The sequence below is a fragment of the Telluria sp. LT1R51-2 genome (assembly GCF_059685775.1).
On the sequence record NZ_JCASIM010000001.1, the window covers coordinates 1,631,373 to 1,648,701 of the forward strand.

Annotated in this window: 19 protein-coding genes and 1 pseudogene; 7 read left to right on the forward strand and 13 right to left on the reverse strand. The window is 66.4% G+C overall.

Going from position 1 to position 17,329, the window contains the following annotated elements; all coding sequences use genetic code 11:
- Positions 1-7: 7 nt before the first annotated feature.
- A pseudogene (locus AC56LH_RS07275) lies at positions 8-977 on the reverse strand (IS1595 family transposase).
- Positions 978-1,201: 224 nt separating this feature from the next.
- Here AC56LH_RS07275 and thrC point away from each other — a divergent pair.
- Genes thrC through moaD form a run of 3 tightly spaced genes read left to right on the forward strand, consistent with a single transcriptional unit; the run spans position 1,202 to position 4,191 of the window.
- Positions 1,202-2,677 (forward strand): threonine synthase, encoded by a 1,476-nt coding sequence (thrC, locus tag AC56LH_RS07280; RefSeq protein ID WP_499645235.1) that lies wholly within the window; start codon positions 1,202-1,204, stop codon positions 2,675-2,677.
- A 28-nt stretch (positions 2,678-2,705) separates the two neighbouring features.
- Positions 2,706-3,926 carry a molybdopterin molybdotransferase MoeA gene (locus AC56LH_RS07285; protein ID WP_499645237.1) on the forward strand — a complete coding sequence of 407 codons (1,221 nt, stop codon included), beginning with the start codon at positions 2,706-2,708 and terminating at the stop codon, positions 3,924-3,926.
- Positions 3,927-3,933: 7 nt separating this feature from the next.
- A complete protein-coding gene (gene moaD / locus AC56LH_RS07290) occupies positions 3,934-4,191 on the forward strand; it encodes a molybdopterin converting factor subunit 1 (protein WP_499645239.1) in 258 nt (85 codons plus the stop codon).
- Between the two features lie 14 nt (positions 4,192-4,205).
- On the opposite strand, the gene dctP is transcribed toward moaD, so the two are convergent.
- The 5 genes from dctP to AC56LH_RS07315 form a co-directional block, all read right to left on the reverse strand.
- A complete protein-coding gene (gene dctP / locus AC56LH_RS07295) occupies positions 4,206-5,246 on the reverse strand; it encodes a TRAP transporter substrate-binding protein DctP (RefSeq protein ID WP_499645242.1) in 1,041 nt (346 codons plus the stop codon).
- Between the two features lie 179 nt (positions 5,247-5,425).
- Positions 5,426-5,650 (reverse strand): hypothetical protein, encoded by a 225-nt coding sequence (locus AC56LH_RS07300; RefSeq protein ID WP_499645244.1) that lies wholly within the window; start codon positions 5,648-5,650, stop codon positions 5,426-5,428.
- A gap of 12 nt (positions 5,651-5,662) precedes the next feature.
- Positions 5,663-6,604 carry an alpha/beta fold hydrolase gene (locus tag AC56LH_RS07305; RefSeq protein ID WP_499645246.1) on the reverse strand — a complete coding sequence of 314 codons (942 nt, stop codon included), beginning with the start codon at positions 6,602-6,604 and terminating at the stop codon, positions 5,663-5,665.
- Positions 6,601-6,804, reverse strand: coding sequence for a helix-turn-helix transcriptional regulator (locus tag AC56LH_RS07310; RefSeq protein WP_499645248.1), 204 nt, complete (start codon positions 6,802-6,804; stop codon positions 6,601-6,603). Before AC56LH_RS07310 ends, AC56LH_RS07305 begins: the two co-directional genes overlap by 4 nt.
- Positions 6,801-7,211, reverse strand: coding sequence for a hypothetical protein (locus tag AC56LH_RS07315; RefSeq protein WP_499645250.1), 411 nt, complete (start codon positions 7,209-7,211; stop codon positions 6,801-6,803). Before AC56LH_RS07315 ends, AC56LH_RS07310 begins: the two co-directional genes overlap by 4 nt.
- Positions 7,212-7,348: 137 nt before the next feature.
- Between AC56LH_RS07315 and AC56LH_RS07320 the strand changes: the two genes are divergently transcribed.
- The 3 genes from AC56LH_RS07320 (at position 7,349) to AC56LH_RS07330 (ending at position 10,281) form a co-directional block, all read left to right on the forward strand.
- Complete coding sequence (locus AC56LH_RS07320; protein ID WP_499645252.1) at positions 7,349-8,605, forward strand: TIGR03862 family flavoprotein; 1,257 nt, start codon at positions 7,349-7,351, stop codon at positions 8,603-8,605.
- 64 nt (positions 8,606-8,669) lie between these two features.
- Complete coding sequence (locus AC56LH_RS07325) at positions 8,670-9,860, forward strand: tetratricopeptide repeat protein (protein ID WP_499645254.1); 1,191 nt, start codon at positions 8,670-8,672, stop codon at positions 9,858-9,860.
- Between the two features lie 70 nt (positions 9,861-9,930).
- Positions 9,931-10,281: a hypothetical protein gene (locus tag AC56LH_RS07330; protein WP_499645256.1), complete on the forward strand. Its 351-nt coding sequence runs from the start codon at positions 9,931-9,933 to the stop codon at positions 10,279-10,281.
- A gap of 18 nt (positions 10,282-10,299) precedes the next feature.
- Here AC56LH_RS07330 and arfB read toward each other — a convergent pair whose 3' ends face one another.
- On the reverse strand, positions 10,300-10,707 hold the full coding sequence (gene arfB / locus AC56LH_RS07335; protein ID WP_499645258.1) for an alternative ribosome rescue aminoacyl-tRNA hydrolase ArfB: 408 nt from the start codon (positions 10,705-10,707) through the stop codon (positions 10,300-10,302).
- A 200-nt stretch (positions 10,708-10,907) separates the two neighbouring features.
- On the opposite strand from arfB, the gene AC56LH_RS07340 reads away from it, so the two are divergent.
- Positions 10,908-12,125 carry a YeeE/YedE family protein gene (locus AC56LH_RS07340; RefSeq protein ID WP_499645260.1) on the forward strand — a complete coding sequence of 406 codons (1,218 nt, stop codon included), beginning with the start codon at positions 10,908-10,910 and terminating at the stop codon, positions 12,123-12,125.
- Between the two features lie 184 nt (positions 12,126-12,309).
- On the opposite strand, the gene AC56LH_RS07345 is transcribed toward AC56LH_RS07340, so the two are convergent.
- The 6 genes from AC56LH_RS07345 to hpnC form a co-directional block, all read right to left on the reverse strand.
- On the reverse strand, positions 12,310-13,116 hold the full coding sequence (locus AC56LH_RS07345) for a GIN domain-containing protein (RefSeq protein ID WP_499645262.1): 807 nt from the start codon (positions 13,114-13,116) through the stop codon (positions 12,310-12,312).
- Between the two features lie 5 nt (positions 13,117-13,121).
- Complete coding sequence (locus tag AC56LH_RS07350) at positions 13,122-13,946, reverse strand: DUF1700 domain-containing protein (RefSeq protein WP_499645264.1); 825 nt, start codon at positions 13,944-13,946, stop codon at positions 13,122-13,124.
- Between the two features lie 15 nt (positions 13,947-13,961).
- Positions 13,962-14,132 (reverse strand): hypothetical protein, encoded by a 171-nt coding sequence (locus AC56LH_RS07355; protein WP_499645266.1) that lies wholly within the window; start codon positions 14,130-14,132, stop codon positions 13,962-13,964.
- Positions 14,133-14,152: 20 nt separating this feature from the next.
- On the reverse strand, positions 14,153-15,562 hold the full coding sequence (hpnE, locus tag AC56LH_RS07360; protein ID WP_499645268.1) for a hydroxysqualene dehydroxylase HpnE: 1,410 nt from the start codon (positions 15,560-15,562) through the stop codon (positions 14,153-14,155).
- On the reverse strand, positions 15,549-16,382 hold the full coding sequence (hpnD, locus tag AC56LH_RS07365; RefSeq protein WP_258837886.1) for a presqualene diphosphate synthase HpnD: 834 nt from the start codon (positions 16,380-16,382) through the stop codon (positions 15,549-15,551). Before hpnD ends, hpnE begins: the two co-directional genes overlap by 14 nt.
- Positions 16,383-16,487: 105 nt before the next feature.
- The gene (hpnC, locus tag AC56LH_RS07370; RefSeq protein WP_499645270.1) at positions 16,488-17,297 is read right to left on the reverse strand and encodes a squalene synthase HpnC; all 810 of its coding nucleotides are present in this window, start codon (positions 17,295-17,297) and stop codon (positions 16,488-16,490) included.
- Positions 17,298-17,329: the final 32 nt, after the last annotated feature.

Consider the following 17,329-nt stretch of genomic DNA (forward strand, 5'->3'; position numbering starts at 1 on the left):
GTCAGCATTACGTATTGATGACTCTGATTGCGATGTGCAGCAATTGTTCTGGTGAACGTACTCTCCCGCCATCCAGAGCCCAGCGCCAACCCAGATAGTTGGCGAGATAGCGCGACGCCACACCGCGAAAGCCCCGCAGCCAATCCTTGAAGCGCTGATGATAGGCATTCACGTTTTGTACGTGAATGGCCAGGTTGCCCAGGCGCCTGGCCCGCTCACTCTTATGCAGATTGACAGTCTTGTGCGTGATCCCATGCTTGCGTGCAAAAGCCCTGTAGGCGACATGGCTGTCGCTGACCAGAAAGGACTGGGGATCGAGTCTGGGCAGCAAGTCGCGTTCGAGCTGTGCGGCCGTCAATGCGCCGCGGCCCGTGACGGCATCGACCGTGCGGCCGTTACGGTCACGCGCTACCAGAATACAGTCGAGTTCTCCGGAAATGCCGGGCCTGGCGGCGCGGCCACCTCGCCGCCGCGCGGGCCGGCCGAGCGCGCGCGAACCTTTCTGCGATTCGAGCAGAAAGGTTTCATCGGCTTCGACGATGCCATTCAGGGGCGTCGGCCGGTCGAGCTTGATCCAATGCAGGAAGCGGTGGCGCCCAGCGGAACGCCGTGTTGCGGTGCACGCCAACCCGGTCTGCCGCCTTGCGTACAGGCAGTGAATCGAGCAGAACTTGTGAATAGGCGAGCCACTTGGCCTTGTGCCTGAGCCTCGCCAGAGGCGTGCCGGTGAGGTCATTGAAGGTGCGTCCGCAATCGCAGCACCGGAAGCGTTGCAGGTCGTTGGCGAACCCGTGCCGGTTACAGCGCACGCTGCCACAGCGGGGGCAACAGCGGCCCGGCGACCTGGCGTGCGCGATGAGTGCGACGACCTGGTCGAGCCCGGCGGCAGGATGCAAGGCATCCAGCACCTGCCGGCGCTGCGGGACGTTCAGCAATGGCAAGTTGGCGAACCAACGCGTGAAACGGGGTGCTTTCATGCTTGACTCCTGGCGCTGACGACAGGGGTTGGACCATGAAAGTGCTCGTCAGTTCACAGCTCGGCACTATTTAACGTTGACTGCGCCTCGGCAATTGTTGGGCGGCCAGGGCATCGGCCGCCCAATTTTATTGGGTGACATGACTTTTTTGCAGCACAGCATACAATTTCTCTGGCTCCCACTATAATTGACGATCCACCCGAGCCAACTGGATCTACAACCGTATGCACTATGTGTCCACCCGCGCGACGAGCGCGTCCGCAGCACGCAATCCCGAGAACTTCTGTGACATCCTGCTCGGCGGCCTTGCCCCGGACGGCGGCCTGTACCTGCCGGCCGAGTACCCGCAGGTCACGAGCGCCGAGCTTGACGCGTGGCGCACGCTGTCGTACGCCGACCTGGCCTTCGAGATCCTGCGCAAGTTCGCCACCGACATCCCGGACGCCGACCTCAAGGCGATCACGACGCGCACCTACACGCCGGCCGTGTATTGCAATGCCCGCGCCGGCGAACCTGCCACCGAGATCACGCCGCTGCGCGTGCTGGAAGACGGCCGCAATGGCAAGCTGATCCTGCAGGCGCTGTCAAATGGCCCGACACTGGCGTTCAAGGACATGGCGATGCAGTTGCTCGGCAACCTGTTCGAGTATGCGCTGGCCAAACACAGCGATGAACTGAACATTTTCGGCGCGACCTCGGGCGACACCGGCAGCGCGGCCGAGTACGCGATGCGCGGCAAGAAGGGCGTGCGCGTGTTCATGCTCTCGCCGCACGGGCGCATGAGCGCGTTCCAGACCGCGCAGATGTTCAGCCTGCAAGACCCGAACATCTTCAATATCGCTGTCAAGGGCAACTTCGACGATTGCCAGGACCTGGTCAAGGCCGTCTCGAACGACCTGACGTTCAAGGCACGCCAGAAGATCGGCACCGTCAATTCGATCAACTGGGCGCGTGTCGTGGCCCAGGTCGTGTACTACTTCCGCGGTTACCTGGCCGCCACCACGAGCAATGACCAGAAGGTCTCGTTCACCGTCCCGTCGGGTAACTTCGGCAATATCTGCGCCGGCCACATCGCCCGCATGATGGGTCTGCCGATCGACAAGCTGGTGGCCGCCACGAACGAGAACGACGTGCTCGACGAATTCTTCCGCACCGGCGTGTACCGCGTGCGCAAGGCGGCCGAGACGTTCCACACCAGCAGCCCGTCGATGGATATCTCGAAGGCGTCGAATTTCGAGCGCTTCGTGTATGACCTGGTCGGGCGCGACGCCGAGCGTACGCACGCGTTGTTCCGCAAAATCGACACGCATGGCGGCTTCGACCTGTCCGGCAAGACGGGCAGCGATGGCGACGAATTCAAGCAGGTGGCGCGCTTCGGCTTCGCCTCGGGCCGCTCGACGCACAGCGACCGCCTCGACACGATCCGCGATGTGGCCGACGACTACGACATCACCATCGACACCCACACCGCCGACGGCATCAAGGTCGCGCGCGAGCACATGGCGCCGCGCGTGCCGATGATCGTGCTGGAAACCGCGCTGGCCGCCAAGTTCAACGAGACGATCCTCGAAGCGCTGGGCACCGATGCCGAGCGTCCGGCCGGTTTCGACGACATCGAGACGCTGCCGCAGCGCTACGTCGTGATGCCTGCGGACGTCGCGCAAATGAAGGCGTACATCGCCGACCACACGGGCCTGTAACATGAACGCACCAGGACAACGACCGCCCATGCTGACGGTGCGCGAGGCGCTGGACGTGCTGCTTGCCGCCGCGCGCCCCGCGACGGACATCGAAACAATCCCCACGCTGGACGCCAACGGCCGCGTGCTGGCAGGCGACCAGCTGGCCACCATCGACGTGCCATCGGCCGACAACACGCAGATGGATGGCTACGCCGTGCGCGCCGCCGACTGCGCGAGCGGCGAGGCGACGCTGCGCGTGGCCCAGCGCATCCCGGCCGGCCATGTCGGCCAGCCACTCGAACCTGGCACGGCAGCACGCATCTTCACCGGCGCGCTGATTCCGCCAGGCGCCGACGCCGTCGTCATGCAGGAGCAGTGCGAGGCCGCGGGCGACAATGTGACCGTGCGCCACGTGCCGGCTGACGGCGAGTGGATCCGCCGCAAAGGCGAAGACATCGGCAACGGCAGCGTAATCCTGACCGCCGGCACCCGACTGCGCAGCCAGGAGCTGGGCCTGGCGGCTTCGGTCGGCCTGGCGACGCTGCCCGTGCACCGGCGCCTGCGCGTGGCCGTGTTCTTCACGGGCGACGAACTGGCGATGCCGGGCGAGGTGGCGGCGCACGATCTGGCACCGGGCGCGATTTACAACTCGAACCGCTTCACGCTGCGCGCGCTGCTGGAAAACTTTGGCTGCGAGATCACCGATTTCGGCATCGTGCCCGATACGCTGGCCGCGACACGTGCCACGCTGCGCGACGCCGCCAAGGCGCATGACCTGATCATCACGTCAGGCGGGGTGTCGGTGGGCGAGGAAGACCATATCAAGCCGGCGGTCGAGGCAGAAGGGCGCCTGTCGATGTGGCAGATCGCCGTCAAGCCCGGCAAGCCGCTGGCGTTTGGCGAGGTCCATCGTGACGGTGATAATGCCTTCTTCATCGGTTTGCCGGGCAATCCGGTGTCGAGCTTCGTCACCTTCCTGCTGTTCGTGCGGCCTTTCCTGCTGCGCCTGCAGGGCGTGCGTGGTTCGGTCGAGCCACGCGGGTATCTGGTGCGCGCCGATTTCGACCTGCCCAAGGGCGATCGCCGCAACGAATTCCTGCGTGCACGCCTGAATACTGGCGGCGGTCTCGAATTGTTTGCGAACCAGGGTTCCGGCGTGCTGACGTCCACCGTGTGGGGCGATGGCCTGATCGATAACCCGCCGGGCAATGCAATTGCCGCGGGCGACCTGGTGCGCTTCATCCCGTTCGCCGAACTCCAGCATTAGGATCGTCATGAAGATCAACGTGAAATATTTTGCCGCGCTGCGTGAAGCGGTCGGTACGGGGCAGGAACAACTGGACTTGCCGGTAGAAGCAACGACCGTCGGCGCCGTGCGCGAACTGCTGCGCGCGCGCGGCGGCGTGTGGGCCGAGGCGCTGGCGCCTGAGCGTGCAGTACGGATGGCCCATCAGCAAGTGATGTGCGACGGCGCCACGCCCGTGGCGGCCGGCGCCGAAGTGGCGTTCTTCCCGCCCGTGACAGGCGGGTAAGCCCTCCCGCTCGACTAGATCGCGGCGATCGACTGCTCGGCCAGCGCCATCAGTTTGGCGCAGTTGCTGTTGCGGGCCGCGAAGTCCTTCCAGGCTGTATTGCGGGCGACTTCCTGCCAGCCGCGCAGCGCGTCGGGATTCAGGTCGACCACGCGCGCGCCAACGCCGCGGTACACGGTGGCGACTTCGGCATCGTCCATGCGCGCCGAATTCATCGCGAACTTTTCCAGATCGGCACCGACCGTCATCACTGCCTGCTGCTGCGCCTTGGTCAGGCGCTCGAACACGGTGCGCGACATCATTAGCGGCTCGAACATGAACCAGTACGAACCGGCGCGCGCCGTCGTCAGCGAACGGGCGGTTTCCTGCAGGCGGAACGAGATCAGCGATGTCGATGACGTGAGCGCTGCATCGAGGGCGCCGCTGCGCAGGGCGTTGTAGATTTCATTGGATGGCATGTTGACGACCGTGGCGCCGGCATTCTGCAGCAGCATGTCCATCTCGCGCGAGCCGCCGCGTACTTTCAGGCCACGCGCGTCTTCCGGTGCGATGATCGGGTCGCCGCGCGACGCAACGCCGCCGGCTTGCCAGATCCAGCTGACGATGACCAGGCCCTGTTCACCGAGGATGCGCGACAGTTCACGCCCGACCGGTGCGTTGCGCCAGCCATAGCCCTGTTCGTAGGATGTGACCAGCGCCGGCATCAGGCCGATATTGGCTTCCGGCGCCTCGGCGCCCGCGTACGACAGCGGCACCAGTGCCATGTCGAGCTTGCCGCTGCGCAGTGCGCCGAACTGTGCGCCCGGCTGCATCATGGTCGAGTCCGGATAGATGGAGAACTTCACGCCGCCACGCGTGCGCTTTTCAACCTCGGAAGCGAACATTCGGCACAGGCGGTCGCGGAAGTCGCCCCGCGCGATGCTGCCGCCGGGGAACTGGTGCGAGATCTTGAGATTGTTGGGCTGGGCCCACGCCGAGCTCATCCAGAGCGGGCTGGTGGCGAGCGCACCGAGTACTGTCCTGCGCGTAGCGAACGATTCGATTTCTACCGACATATACATCCTCCAAGATGTTGTAACGGACTGCCGGGCGAATCGTGGCGGGTTTCGTCAATGCGGGCGTCATCGTTCGCAGCTGGCCACGACAAGAATATGCCTGCTGCGCGGCATGTCAAGCAGAATATTGCAGATCTGACAAACCGAACATGCTGGAGGAATAGCGTGGCCGGTGGCGATCAGCGCGCCTGCTCATCCTTGCAGACGGCGCAGGCGATGCCGCGGCTGGCCTGGCGCCAGCGCGAGGCGACGAAGATTGCCGCCGCCGCTGCCGACCAGCCCAGTGTAGCGGGCCAGGTGGCGGCCAGGCTGTCGCCGCGCATCAGGTCGACGGCGGCAAGCAGCAGAAACATGGTGCCGGCGGCCAGCAGGAACTGGCCAATCCAATAGGTAACAGGGCGCATGGAAAACTCCTTTCAATGACGGTCGAAAAAGCGGCGCAGGATGCCGGCCAGAGCCAGCGGCTGGTCAATCATCAGGAAGTGCCGGGACGGCGCAATCGGCACCACCTCGACCGAGGGAATGCCCTCGACCAGGCTGCGGTAATGCGCGACCTTGTCGTCGGCGGTCATGGTGTCCTGCGCCCCATCGTATTGGTAAAACGGCGCGACCACCAGCACCGGCGCGGTGATCTTTTCCAGGCCCGGGCGCAGGTCGAGCGCCAGCGCGTCAGCCACATAGGCGCCGACGGCGGCGCGGTCGCTGCGCAGCAGCAGTGGCGCGATGTCGTCGGCCTTGCCGATGTCAAGCACGCCCTGGCCGCGCATGTACTGGCGCTGCTGGGCGGCCCAGGCGTTGGGGTCGGCGACCGCCATCGTGTCGCGCACGCGCTGCGCCGCTTGCGGACGTTGCTCGGGCGGCATGTTTTCGGTGCCGGGGAAGACCGGCAAGCCGTCGAGCGCCACGACGCCGCCGATGCGGTTGCCCAGGTCCTGCGCCACTGCGTAGCCCAGCGTGCCGCCCAGGCTGTGGCCAACGAGGATCGGTTTGGTCAGCTTGCGCTGCGCGATCAATCCTTCCAGCGCGGCGCGGGCGCCATCGAATGGTTCGCCGGCGGGCGCGGGGCGGTCGTCAAAGCCCGGCAACGTCACGACATACAGCGTGAACTCGTCCTTGAACTGGCGGATCACGTCCTGCCACACCCACGGGCCGCTGGCCAGGCCAGGAATCAGGATCACCGGCCGGCCCTTGCTGCCATGGCGTTCGACCAGCAGCGAACCGGATTCGAAGGTTTCCGCTGGCGTGATGCTGGCGGCAAAGCGGTTCGCGCTCTGGCTTGCCGGGGCCGCAGACTGTGCTTGGGCTGCGGCAAAGGGGGCGGCGCCAAGTGCGAGGGTCAACAACAGTGCAGCTTTCATGCGGTCTCCTGATCAGGTGTGAAGATGGCTTCGACCGGCAGGCCGAACAGCCGGGAAATGGCAAAGGCAAGTGGCAGGCTGGGATCGTAACGGCCCGTTTCGATCGCGTTGACGCTCTGGCGCGAGACGTCCAGGCGCTCGGCCAGGTCGGCCTGGCTCCAGCCCTGCGTGGCGCGTAGTTCGCGGATACTGTTTTTCATCGCGTCTGCAGCTTCGTGTACACCGAGCGTACCAGGCAGACCAGCATGGTCGCGCCGCACAGCACCACCCACACGGCGAACATCGACATGCGCGGATAGCCGGCCGTCTCGAGGAACCCGTAGCTGAAGGTGAGTCCGGCAGTGAGTCCGGCGGCCAGCGCGAACGACTCGAGCAAGAAGCTGCGCAGATATTCGTCGACCCGGCCCAGATGGCGCGCGATCGCCCACAGCGCCAGACAGAAGCCGATCATCGGCGAGAGCAGCACCAGGATGCGCAACGGGCCGTCGTCCATCGGCCTGCCGAAGCGGATGGAGGCCATCAGCAGTACCGCATAGACCAGGAACGCGCCGGCCATCTCGCGCAGGTACGCCGTGTGAACCCGCTTCTCGTGCTTGCTCGCAGCCATCTCGTGTCTCTTGTCGGTTAGTAAAGGATGCTTTACATCGTAGGCCCGTTATTTTGTGATGTCAAGCATCCTTTACAGCGTTTTTTTGGGCGAGAAACCGACTACAATGCTGGTCCTGCTTTTTCTCGTTCGTCACCATGACCCAGACCGCCAATCCCGCAATTTCGCCCCGCGTCGTCGTGATTGGCGGCGGTCCTGCGGGCCTGATGGCGGCCGAGACGCTGGCGGCAGCGGGCGTGCAGGTCGACGTCTACGACGCGATGGCCAGCGTCGGGCGCAAGTTCCTGCTGGCCGGGAAGGGCGGCATGAATATCACGCATTCGGAGCCGTATGCCGATTTCGTGCAGCGCTATCGCGACCGCCAGGTGCAGGTGAACGGCTGGCTTGAAGCGTTCGATGCCGATGCCGTGCGCGCCTGGATCCACGACCTCGGCATCGAGACCTTCGTCGGCACGTCGGGCCGCGTGTTCCCGCTCGAGATGAAGGCCGCGCCGTTGCTGCGTGCGTGGTTGCACCGCCTGAAGGAGGGCGGCGTGCGCTTTCACATGCGCCAGCGCTGGCTCGGCTGGCAGGACGGTCAGCTGCGCTTTGCCACGCCCGATGGCGAACGGCTGGTCGAGGCCAAAGCGACGATCCTGGCACTGGGCGGCGCGAGCTGGGCGCGCCTGGGCTCGGACGGTGCCTGGGTCCCGCTGCTGCGCGAGCGCGGTGTCGAGGTCGCGCCGCTGGTGCCGGCCAACTGCGGTTTCGATACCGGCTGGAGCGCGCATTTCAGCAGCCGCTTTGCCGGTGCGCCGTTATTGACGGTGGCGGCGGGCGTGCGCGGTGAAGATGGTGCCATCGCCTGGCGCAAGGGCCAGTTTGTCGTCACGGAAGGCGGCGTCGAAGGCAGTCTGGTGTACGCGTTATCAAAGCCCCTGCGCGACGCGATCGCACGTGATGGCTCGGCCACGCTGTGGCTCGACCTGGCGCCGGATCATCGTCCCGAGCGGGTGTTTGACGAGGTCACGCGCGGGCGGGGTTCGCGCTCGATGTCCAGTCACCTGCAAAGCCGGCTCGGGATCAAGGGCGTCAAGGCGGGGCTGCTGCACGAGTGCCTGGCGAAGGCCGATTACGCCGATCCGGCCCGGCTGGCCGCGGCGATCAAGGCGTTGCCGGTGACGCTACTGCGCCCGCGCCCGATCGACGAAGCGATCAGCAGTGCGGGGGGCGTGCGTTTCGACGCGATGGACGGCGCCAGCGCGATGCTGCGCGCGCTGCCCGGCGTGTTCGTCGCTGGCGAAATGGTGGACTGGGAAGCCCCAACCGGCGGCTACCTGCTGACTGCCTGCTTTGCCAGCGGACGTGCGGCCGGCCGCAGTGCGCTGGCCTGGCTGGGGGCTGCGCAGCAGTGACATTCCGTGAATTATCCCGGGGTGCGGGCTTGGTAAGATAAGCGTTTCGCGCCACCGCAACCTCATGACATTCCATCGCGTCCTGACGCTCGCAGTTCTTCTGGCCGTCGCGCACATCGCCGCCGCCCCGCGCGCCCATGCAGACATCGGCTGCGGCCAGCCATGCCGTGGCCTGGTGCTCGAAGCGAAAAGCCTGGAAGGGCAGGCGCGATACCAGGAAGCGCTGACCAAATACAAGAAGGCCGAGCAGGCCGATCCGACCGCCTCGATGCCCCTGTCGCTGGCGGCTGGCCTGGTGCTGAAACTGTCGACCGTGGCGCCGCAGGACAAGGCGCAGCAGCTGCGCGACATGTCACGCGCGCTGGCCGAGCGCGCGGCGCAGCTGGAAGCGGACGACCCGGTGGCGCAGGAAGTCTTGCGCATGCTCGACGATCCGGCGCCGCCGCCACTGCATCAGCCGAACGACAGGGCGGCGAAACTGATGGCCGAAGGCGAGGCGGCGTTTGCGCGTCAGGACCTCAGGCTGGCGCTGGCGAAGTACGAAGCGACGATGCTGGCCGATCCGCAGTATTCCAGCGCCTGGGTCGCCGCCGGAAACTGCCTTTACATGCAAAGCAGCTGGACGCGCGCCGAGACGCTGTTTCGCGCCGCGACCGTGATCGAGCCGCATAATTCGCAGGCCTGGCGCTACCTGTCCGACGTGCTGTTCTACCAGGACCAGCGAACAGCGGCCGAAGCGGCGCTGTACAAGGCCATCGAGGCCGATCCGTCGCAGCGGCTCACCTGGGGCAAGCTGGCCGGATACCGGGCCAGCGCCGGCATGCCGTTGGCCATCCTGGGCCTGCGCCGTGGTGTGCGCGTCATGGAAAACGCGCAGGGCGAGTACGTGATCAGCCTCGACCCGCAGACGGACGCGGAGAAGACGTCCGATCACGCAATCCGGCTGGTACTGGGCATGACGGAAGCCCGGCTGCGCACGGACGACAAGGACCGGCGCAAGTCGGCCTTCGAGATCGAGCTCGCAACGTGGCGCCAGGCGCTCAAGACCGCCGATGACGCCGAGGCCAGGGGCGACGCGGGCATGACCGATCCCGGCTTGCTGCAGGTGCGTGCGCTGGCGCGGCAAGGTCAGCTCGAACCTGCGATCCTGCTCCTGATGTTCCGCCAGGCCTACCGGCCGGCCCTGCAGGCGTGGATTGCCGCGAATCCGGGCGGGGTCAAGTACTTCATCGACCGCTATGGCGTGATGCCGTGAGGGCTGTGCGCTTGTGCCGGTAGCTGCTGGCGGGCGCTGGCTCCGGGCCGCGGCGCGTATAGTCGGGCGTATGCCATCTTCTTCCCGTTATCCGAACACGCCGGACGGCCGCTACTTCGTGGTCAAGGGCCGCCTCTGGCGCAGCAGCAATCCGCATCTGGCGCCGGACGAGCGGCAGCAATTGGTGAATCAGCTGATGGACGCACGGCGGCAGGTCGGGGCGGCGCTCAAGGCGAACGATGACGCGGCCGAGCGCGCGGCCCGCGCCGGTGTCGACGCGGCCAAGCGGGCATTGGGAGAGCGCGGACCGGTCTGGTGGACCGATGGGGCGCCGGATTACAACCGGTGCATGGCGGTCAATACGCCGTATGCGGCGTGGTTTGAAGCGCTTGACCAGGTGGAGTCCGAGTCCAAGCCTTAGCACGCTCGCGCGTGACGATCAGTCAGTGACCTTGCCCCGCAGCGCCTTGGTCTGGCTGCTGCGGGTCTTGCCGTCGAGCCGGCGCAGTTGCGAGCCGCGCGTCGGCCGGGTGGGGCGGCGGGTGACCGGCACGATTGCCGCCTTGTCGACCAGTTCCTGCACGCGCCGCAGGGCGTCTTCCTTGTTCTGTTCCAGGCTGCGCGACTGCTGCGCCTTGAGTACCAGCACGCCTTCCTGCGTGATGCGCGCGTCGCGCAGCGCCAGCAGCCGCTCCTTGACCGGTTGTGGCAGCGACGACGCCGCGATGTCGAAGCGCGCATGCACGGCGCACGAGACCTTGTTGACGTTCTGCCCGCCCGGGCCCTGGGCCCGGATCGCGCTGAATTCGACTTCGGCTGGATTGACATGTGGAGTGAGTGCGGCCATCTTGGTCCTGTGTGCATGATGCGCCGTGCAGGGTCGCAGGAGCAGGGGCATTGTAAGCGCTGACGTGTCGGCCTGCTTGCGTGTTGCTGCACTGGCGGCGCTGGCGGCGCTGGCGGCGGCGCGCGAAACTGGCGCGCCTCCAGCAACGATTGTCAAAAGCGACGACAATACCGGCCTACTTTCTTTCGCACGGTCCTGTCATGTCCAATTCTTCCACTCTGTCGATGGCGCCCCGCGTCGACCTCAATGTGCGCCCGCTTGGCGTGGCGTTGTTCCTGCTCGTGTTTGGCGCGTGGTATCTCGCGCAGGCGGTGAGCGGCCGCCAGTCGGCGCTGTACATCGTCGGTGCGCTGCTCGGTGTGGCGCTGTACCATGCGGCGTTCGGCTTCACGTCGGCCTGGCGCGTGTTCATTGCCGACGGGCGCGGCGCCGGCCTGCGCGCGCAGATGGTCATGCTGGCCGTCGGTGTGGCGCTGTTCTTCCCGGCGCTGGCCGCCGGCACGCTGTTCGGCACCCCGGTGACGGGCCTGGTGCAGCCGGCCGGCACGTCGGTGATCTTCGGCGCGTTCATTTTCGGCATCGGCATGCAGCTGGGCGGCGGTTGCGCGTCCGGCACGCTGTACACGGTGGGGGGCGGCAGCACGCGCATGATCGTCACGCTGATCTTCTTCATCATCGGCTCGCTGATCGGCACGGCGCACATGCCGTTCTGGACCTCGATGCCGCAACTGGCGCCGCTGTCGGCCGTCAAGGAACTGGGCCTGGCGCCGGCGCTGGCGCTGAACTGGGGCATCTTCGCGCTGATCGCGTTCATCACGATCGTCGTCGAAAAGCGCCGCCACGGCAAGCTGGTGCCGGCGCACGTGCAGCCGCCGCATCGCTCGCCATGGCTGCATGGCCCGTGGCCGCTGCTGGCTGGCGCGCTGGCGCTGGTGGTGCTCAACTTCGCGACGCTGGCGCTGTCCGGTCGTCCGTGGGGCGTGACGTCGGCCTTCGCACTGTGGGGCGCGAAAGCCGCCGCGGTGATGGGTATCGACACGGCCAGCTGGACCTACTGGTCGACGAAAGCCAACGCCGCCGCGCTGGCGTCGCCGATCTCGCAGGACGTGACGTCGGTGATGGACATCGGCATCGTGCTGGGCGCGATGCTGGCGGCAGCGCTGGCCGGCCGCTACGCGCCAGTCTGGCGTCTGCCGCTGCGCTCGCTGATGGCAGCCATCGTCGGTGGCTTGCTGCTGGGCTATGGCGCACGCCTGGCCTACGGCTGCAATATCGGCGCGTACTTCAGCGGCATCCTGTCGGGCAGCCTGCACGGCTGGCTGTGGCTGGTGGTCGCCTTCATCGGCAACATCGTCGGCACCCGCCTGCGCCCGTTCTTCGGCCTCGAAGTCGAGCGCCTGAAACCCACCGCTTGCTAAGCAAAAAGTAGGGTCAGTGTCGATTTATTGACCAATTGATTAACTGAAGTTGTCAAACAATTCGACTCTGACCCTAATTATCCCAAAGGCCATTGCCCAACAATTGGGGTCAGAGTCGAATTATTGAGCAACTGATTTACTGAAGTTGTCAAACAATTCGACACTGACCCTATTTGTTGGGGGGTTATTCTTGGTAGGTGACGCTGCCGCTGCCGGTGCGGCTGGTGCTGCGTTCGGCGGGGTTGCCGTAGACTTCGACGTCGCCGCTGCCGCTCAGGGTGATGCGGATGTTGTCGCGGGCCTGGACGGCGCTGTCGCCGGAGCCGGTCTGGCTCAGCGTGACCTCGCTGGCGCGCAGGTGTTCGGCGTCGAGGCGGCCGGAGCCTGTCGTGTCGGCTTCCAGCGCGCGGGTGGTGCCGGAGACCGTGATGCTGCCGGAGCCCATCAGGCGGGTTTCCATGCGGTCCATGGCGGCGCCGCCATTGACGTCCAGGTCGCCGCTGCCGGTCAGGCCGACTGTGACATCGCGGTAGCGGCCATTGAACCGCATGCTGCCCGCGCCGTTGAGCTGGACCGCGATGGCGTCGCCCGAGAAGCCGTTGATCGTGCTGTCGCCGCTGCCTTCGATCGTCACCGACGTCAGTACCGGCAGTACCAGGTCGACCACCAGCGGTTCGCGGTGGCGCAGCACCATGCCGCGGATGCCGATGCGCAGGACCTTGCCGTCACCCGTGACCTCGACATTGCCCAGCATGCGCTGCTCGCCGCTGACCCGCAGCAGCGGCGTGGCGCCGTAACGCAGGTTCAGGTTGATGGGGCCATCGACTTCGACGATCTCCACGCCGGCCGGTACCGGGCGCGTGTCCTGGGCGACGGCGCGGCCTTCGGCGGCGCTGACCGTGCCACTGGCCTTGAGCATGCTGTAGCTCAGCGCGACCAGCACGGCTGCCAGCAGCAGCAGGCTGAAGCCCACTTTCATCAATGAGCGCATGGCGGCTATCCCCTCAACAATGACATATTCATGTTCACGTAGCGGCGGATGCCGGCGATCGTGTACTTGCTGAATACCAGCGACAGCAGGAACAGCGCGATGCCGCCGAGGATCAGCCCGCACCCGAGCACCACCTGCGTCGTGCGCGAATCGGGATCGAGGTCGGTCGTGATCTGGATGCGGCGTTCGGCCACCGCTTCGGCGCCGCGCAGCACGCGCGAGCGCTTCCTGCTCTCGTCAACGACGCTGTCGGCGGCCGGTTCACCGCTGTCGGTATCTGGCCGCGGATCCGGTCGCAGCACCGGCTCTTCATAGACCTGGATGCCATGCTCCCCGATCGACACCCGGGTCTGGGTCTCGCTCGCGCCGTCGTCGTTCGTGATATCCATGCGGCTGAGCGGGGCGCTCAGAACCAGTTCATTCGAGCCGGCCAGCCCGCTCGCCGTGACGGCAATCCCCGAGACATACACGCCGAAGGCCGACATGTACAGCGCCATCAGCAGCGACGCAAACACCGCTGCCGGAATCAGCATGAACAGATTGAACACCAGCAGCCCGAAGCCCGACACCATGGTGCGCGCCACGCTGCCCGTTGGCGGCGGCTTGTGGTTCAGCTGCGCGAAATGCGCGTTGGTGCGCAGCGTCAGCGCGACCTCGCGCGGATCGCCCAGCTCGCGGGCGATATCCTGTTCGGGCGTTCCGAGCGCTGCACCATCGACGAAGCGCTGTTCGTACCAGGCGAGCGTCTTGGCCTGCACGTCGGGCGGGAGCCCCATCAACGCGCGCTTGAGCGCGTCGAGGTAGTCGAGCTTGGAGAAAAAGTACGCCATAGGCTGCGCGCCGGCCTAGTGATGGCCGAGGATGGGAAGCGCTCCGACCGCACCGATCGCACTGGCCGTGCCGTGCCCGGCGCCGCCGATCAGTTCCGGCATGACGAGTACGAGCGTGCTGGCCGCCACGAGAAGCAGCAGGGCGACCGTTCGCAGTCCGAGTCGGGGTGTCATGGTGATGTCCATCAGGCGTGATTTCGATGGTGCTACTGTACGGCGCCGGCCGCTGGTGCACCATCACCGTGCGACAGGCTGCGCTTTTCGCGGGGCAGGGCGCCGTAGGCCAGGATGGCCGTCGCTGCCGCCTGGCCGCTGCGCACCGCCGTCTCCAGCGTCGCCGGGTAGTCGCTGGCCGTGTAGTCGCCCGCCAGCACCACGCCCGGGAGTGGCGTCGCGTTGCCGGGCCGGACCAGGCCGGGCGCGCAGGTGAACGTCGCGCGCTTTTCCGTGATCAGCTGGGTCCAGACCGGCGCGGCCAGTTCGGGCCGGCCAAAGTCGTGCGCCAGTTGCGCCGCGATGGCGCCCGCAAGTGTCTCGCGCGGCAGCGCGGCAGCCTCGGCCGCGGCGCTGACGACCACGGCAAACACGCCATCCTGGCCCGGGTCGAGCTGGGCGCGGTCGAACACGAACTGGCCCCAGCGGCCCGCCTGCGGATCGTCCAGCAGCGCGCAGAACGGCAAGTCCAGGCGCGTGCCCGGTGCATATTGCAGGTAGCAGGTGGCGATTGGCTCGTACGTGAAAGCATCGAGTTGCGCGCTCAGCGCAGCGCAGTCGGCAAACGGCGCCAGCAGCGTGGCGCTGGTGCTGGCGGGCGTGGCCAGCACCACGGCATCGACCCGCTCCTCGCCCGCGCCCGTCGTCAGGCACCAGCCATCGCCATCCACGTTGCGCGCAATCGCCGCAACCTTGACGCCAGCGCGCACTGCGTGGCCTTCACGCGCCAGCCAGGCACCGGCAGGCTCCGGAAACAGCGCGCCCATCGCCACGCGCGGCAGCAGCATGTCGGATGCTGCACGCCGGCTGGCGCCCAGGCTGTCGCGCAGCACGGCCAGAAACACATTGGCCGACGCGCGCTCGGGCGGGGTATTGAGCGCCGCGATGCACAGCGGGCGCCACATCAGTGTCGTGAGTCGCTCGGTCTGGTCGAAGCGTTCGAGCAGTTCGGCCACCGTGCAATCGACGTCCAGCGCCCAGCCCATCCAGCGCCCGGCGCTGTTGAAGCGGGCCAGCGCCAGCTTGTCGGCGCGGGCCAGGCCCTTTGCGCGCAGCAGCGCGAACGCCAGGTGCAGCGGGGCGGGCAGGCGCGGCGCAACAAAATCCATGCCGGCGCCGCCGGGCGGATAGCGCATCTGCACCGGCAGACGCAGCAGCGCCGCATCGGGATCGACGCCCACCTGGCGCAGCATGCGCAGCGATTCGGCGTAAGCGCCCAGCAGGATGTGCTGGCCATTGTCCAGCGCCAGGCCGTGCACGTCGACGCCGCGGGCGCGCCCGCCAAGGGTGCGCGCCGCTTCGAACAGGATGACGTCCGCGCCCTTGCGCGCCAGCGTGACAGCCGCCGCGCAGCCGGCCCAGCCCGCGCCGACGACTGCAACGCGCAGCCTAGGTGCGGACATACGTCTTCCACGCCAGCCACAGCTTGCGCAGCGGCGTGAGCGAGATGCGCTGGTTCAGCACGTGGTAGCCGTCGCGCTGGATTTCATCGAGCAGCGTGCGGTAGATCGACGCCATCATCAGTCCCGGGCGCTGGGCGCGCCGGTCTTCTTTCGGCAGCAGGGCCAGTGCTTCGTCATAGATGGCTTGCGCGCGCTTGGCCTGGAATGCCATCAGCGCTTCGAATTTCTCGCTGTGCTGGAGCTTGAGCAGGTCGTTCGCCGTCACGCCGAACTGCTGGAGCTCGTTCACCGGCAGGTAGATGCGGCCCTTGCGCGCGTCGTCGCCCACGTCGCGGATGATGTTCGTCAGCTGGAACGCGAGGCCCAGTTTTTCGGCATACGCCAGCGTTTGTGGATTGGTGTAGCCGAAAATGCTGGCCGACAGGATGCCCACGACGCCCGCCACGTGCCAGCAATAGCGCTGCAGGCCCGGATAATCGAGGTAGCGGCTCTGGTCGAGGTCCATCTCCATGCCGTTGACGATTGCCTGCAGGTGTTGTTCTTCGAGCTTGTAGACGGCGATATGCGGCTGCAGCGCCAGCATCACCGGGTGCGTTGGCGTGCCCGCATACATCTTCGAGACCTCGGTGCGCCACCAGGCCAGCTTGATGCGCGCGACCGAACCGTCGGTGGCTTCGTCGACCGTGTCGTCCACCTCGCGGCAAAAGGCGTACAACGCCGTGATTGCGCGCCGGCGTTCGGGCGGCAAAAACAGGAAGCTGTAGTAGAAACTGGAGCCGCTTTGAACGGTCTTTTGCTGGCAGTATTCGTCTGGAGACATGAAAATCGTCGTGGAGTGCTGGTTGGGCGGCTGCGGCACGGCTGTGCCGTCAGGCGAGCATTCTAGCAGGGTAGACAGCGCAGCCGGCGATGTGCGCCGTGACTTTTACATGCGCAGTGCGCCCCAGCCCACGGCGACCCAATCGGCGGGGCCCAGGGTCGGACGGCGCCGGTACACATCGTAACCGGCGCGCTCGATCCGGTCGAGGATGCGCAAGCCGCCTTGCACGATCATGCGCAGCTCCCAGCCAATCCGTCCCGGCAGCCGCCCGGCCAGCGGCGCGCCGGACAGCATCAGCGCACGGGCACGCTCGACCTCGAAGCGCATCAGCGCCTGAAACGGCGCATCGACGATGCCCGCCTTCAGCGCCGTTTCGCTGACTTTGAAGCGTGCGAGGTCTTCCAGCGGCAGGTAGATCCGGCCCTTGGTCAGGTCGATCGCGACGTCCTGGATGAAATTAATCAGCTGCAGCGCGCTGCAGATCGCATCCGAGTCGCGCAGGTTGGTCGCGTCGTCCGCCTCATACAGGGCCAGCATCAGGCGTCCGACCGGGTTGGCCGAGCGGCGGCAATAATCGAGCAGGCTCGCGTATTCCTGGTAGCGGGGCGTGACGACATCCTGCCGGAAGGCCGACAGCAGGTCGCGCATCGGCGCGACCGACAGCCGGTACTGCGCCACGATGCCGGCCAGCCGCGCAAACATCGGCTCATCGGGAACGCTGCCGGCCTCGATGCGGTCCAATTGCTGGTCGTAGGCTTGCAGCGCCGCCAGCCGCTCACCGGGCGATGCGTCGCCTTCATCGGCCAAATCGTCGGCACTGCGCGCAAAGGCGTAGATCGCCTCGACCGCCGGCACCAGGCGGCGCGGCAGCAGGATCGACGCAACAGGAAAGTTCTCGTAGTGATCAACAGCCATGTTTAGAGGGAAGACGCTAAAGTCGTCACATT

Excerpts from the sequence above, each read along its gene's own strand:
- AC56LH_RS07305 (WP_499645246.1), bottom strand. The coding sequence starts at position 6,604 with ATGAAAGCTGCACTGTTGTTGACCCTCGCACTTGGCGCCGCCCCCTTT.
- hpnD (WP_258837886.1), bottom strand. The coding sequence starts at position 16,382 with ATGTCTCCAGACGAATACTGCCAGCAAAAGACCGTTCAAAGCGGCTCC.
- AC56LH_RS07285 (WP_499645237.1), top strand. The coding sequence starts at position 2,706 with ATGCTGACGGTGCGCGAGGCGCTGGACGTGCTGCTTGCCGCCGCGCGC.
- dctP (WP_499645242.1), bottom strand. The coding sequence starts at position 5,246 with ATGTCGGTAGAAATCGAATCGTTCGCTACGCGCAGGACAGTACTCGGT.
- thrC (WP_499645235.1), top strand. The coding sequence starts at position 1,202 with ATGCACTATGTGTCCACCCGCGCGACGAGCGCGTCCGCAGCACGCAAT.
- hpnC (WP_499645270.1), bottom strand. The coding sequence starts at position 17,297 with ATGGCTGTTGATCACTACGAGAACTTTCCTGTTGCGTCGATCCTGCTG.
- AC56LH_RS07350 (WP_499645264.1), bottom strand. The coding sequence starts at position 13,946 with ATGGCGTACTTTTTCTCCAAGCTCGACTACCTCGACGCGCTCAAGCGC.
- AC56LH_RS07355 (WP_499645266.1), bottom strand. The coding sequence starts at position 14,132 with ATGGACATCACCATGACACCCCGACTCGGACTGCGAACGGTCGCCCTG.
- AC56LH_RS07325 (WP_499645254.1), top strand. The coding sequence starts at position 8,670 with ATGACATTCCATCGCGTCCTGACGCTCGCAGTTCTTCTGGCCGTCGCG.
- AC56LH_RS07320 (WP_499645252.1), top strand. The coding sequence starts at position 7,349 with ATGACCCAGACCGCCAATCCCGCAATTTCGCCCCGCGTCGTCGTGATT.
- AC56LH_RS07300 (WP_499645244.1), bottom strand. The coding sequence starts at position 5,650 with ATGCGCCCTGTTACCTATTGGATTGGCCAGTTCCTGCTGGCCGCCGGC.
- AC56LH_RS07330 (WP_499645256.1), top strand. The coding sequence starts at position 9,931 with ATGCCATCTTCTTCCCGTTATCCGAACACGCCGGACGGCCGCTACTTC.
- AC56LH_RS07340 (WP_499645260.1), top strand. The coding sequence starts at position 10,908 with ATGTCCAATTCTTCCACTCTGTCGATGGCGCCCCGCGTCGACCTCAAT.
- moaD (WP_499645239.1), top strand. The coding sequence starts at position 3,934 with ATGAAGATCAACGTGAAATATTTTGCCGCGCTGCGTGAAGCGGTCGGT.
- AC56LH_RS07315 (WP_499645250.1), bottom strand. The coding sequence starts at position 7,211 with ATGGCTGCGAGCAAGCACGAGAAGCGGGTTCACACGGCGTACCTGCGC.
- arfB (WP_499645258.1), bottom strand. The coding sequence starts at position 10,707 with ATGGCCGCACTCACTCCACATGTCAATCCAGCCGAAGTCGAATTCAGC.
- hpnE (WP_499645268.1), bottom strand. The coding sequence starts at position 15,562 with ATGTCCGCACCTAGGCTGCGCGTTGCAGTCGTCGGCGCGGGCTGGGCC.
- AC56LH_RS07310 (WP_499645248.1), bottom strand. The coding sequence starts at position 6,804 with ATGAAAAACAGTATCCGCGAACTACGCGCCACGCAGGGCTGGAGCCAG.
- AC56LH_RS07345 (WP_499645262.1), bottom strand. The coding sequence starts at position 13,116 with ATGCGCTCATTGATGAAAGTGGGCTTCAGCCTGCTGCTGCTGGCAGCC.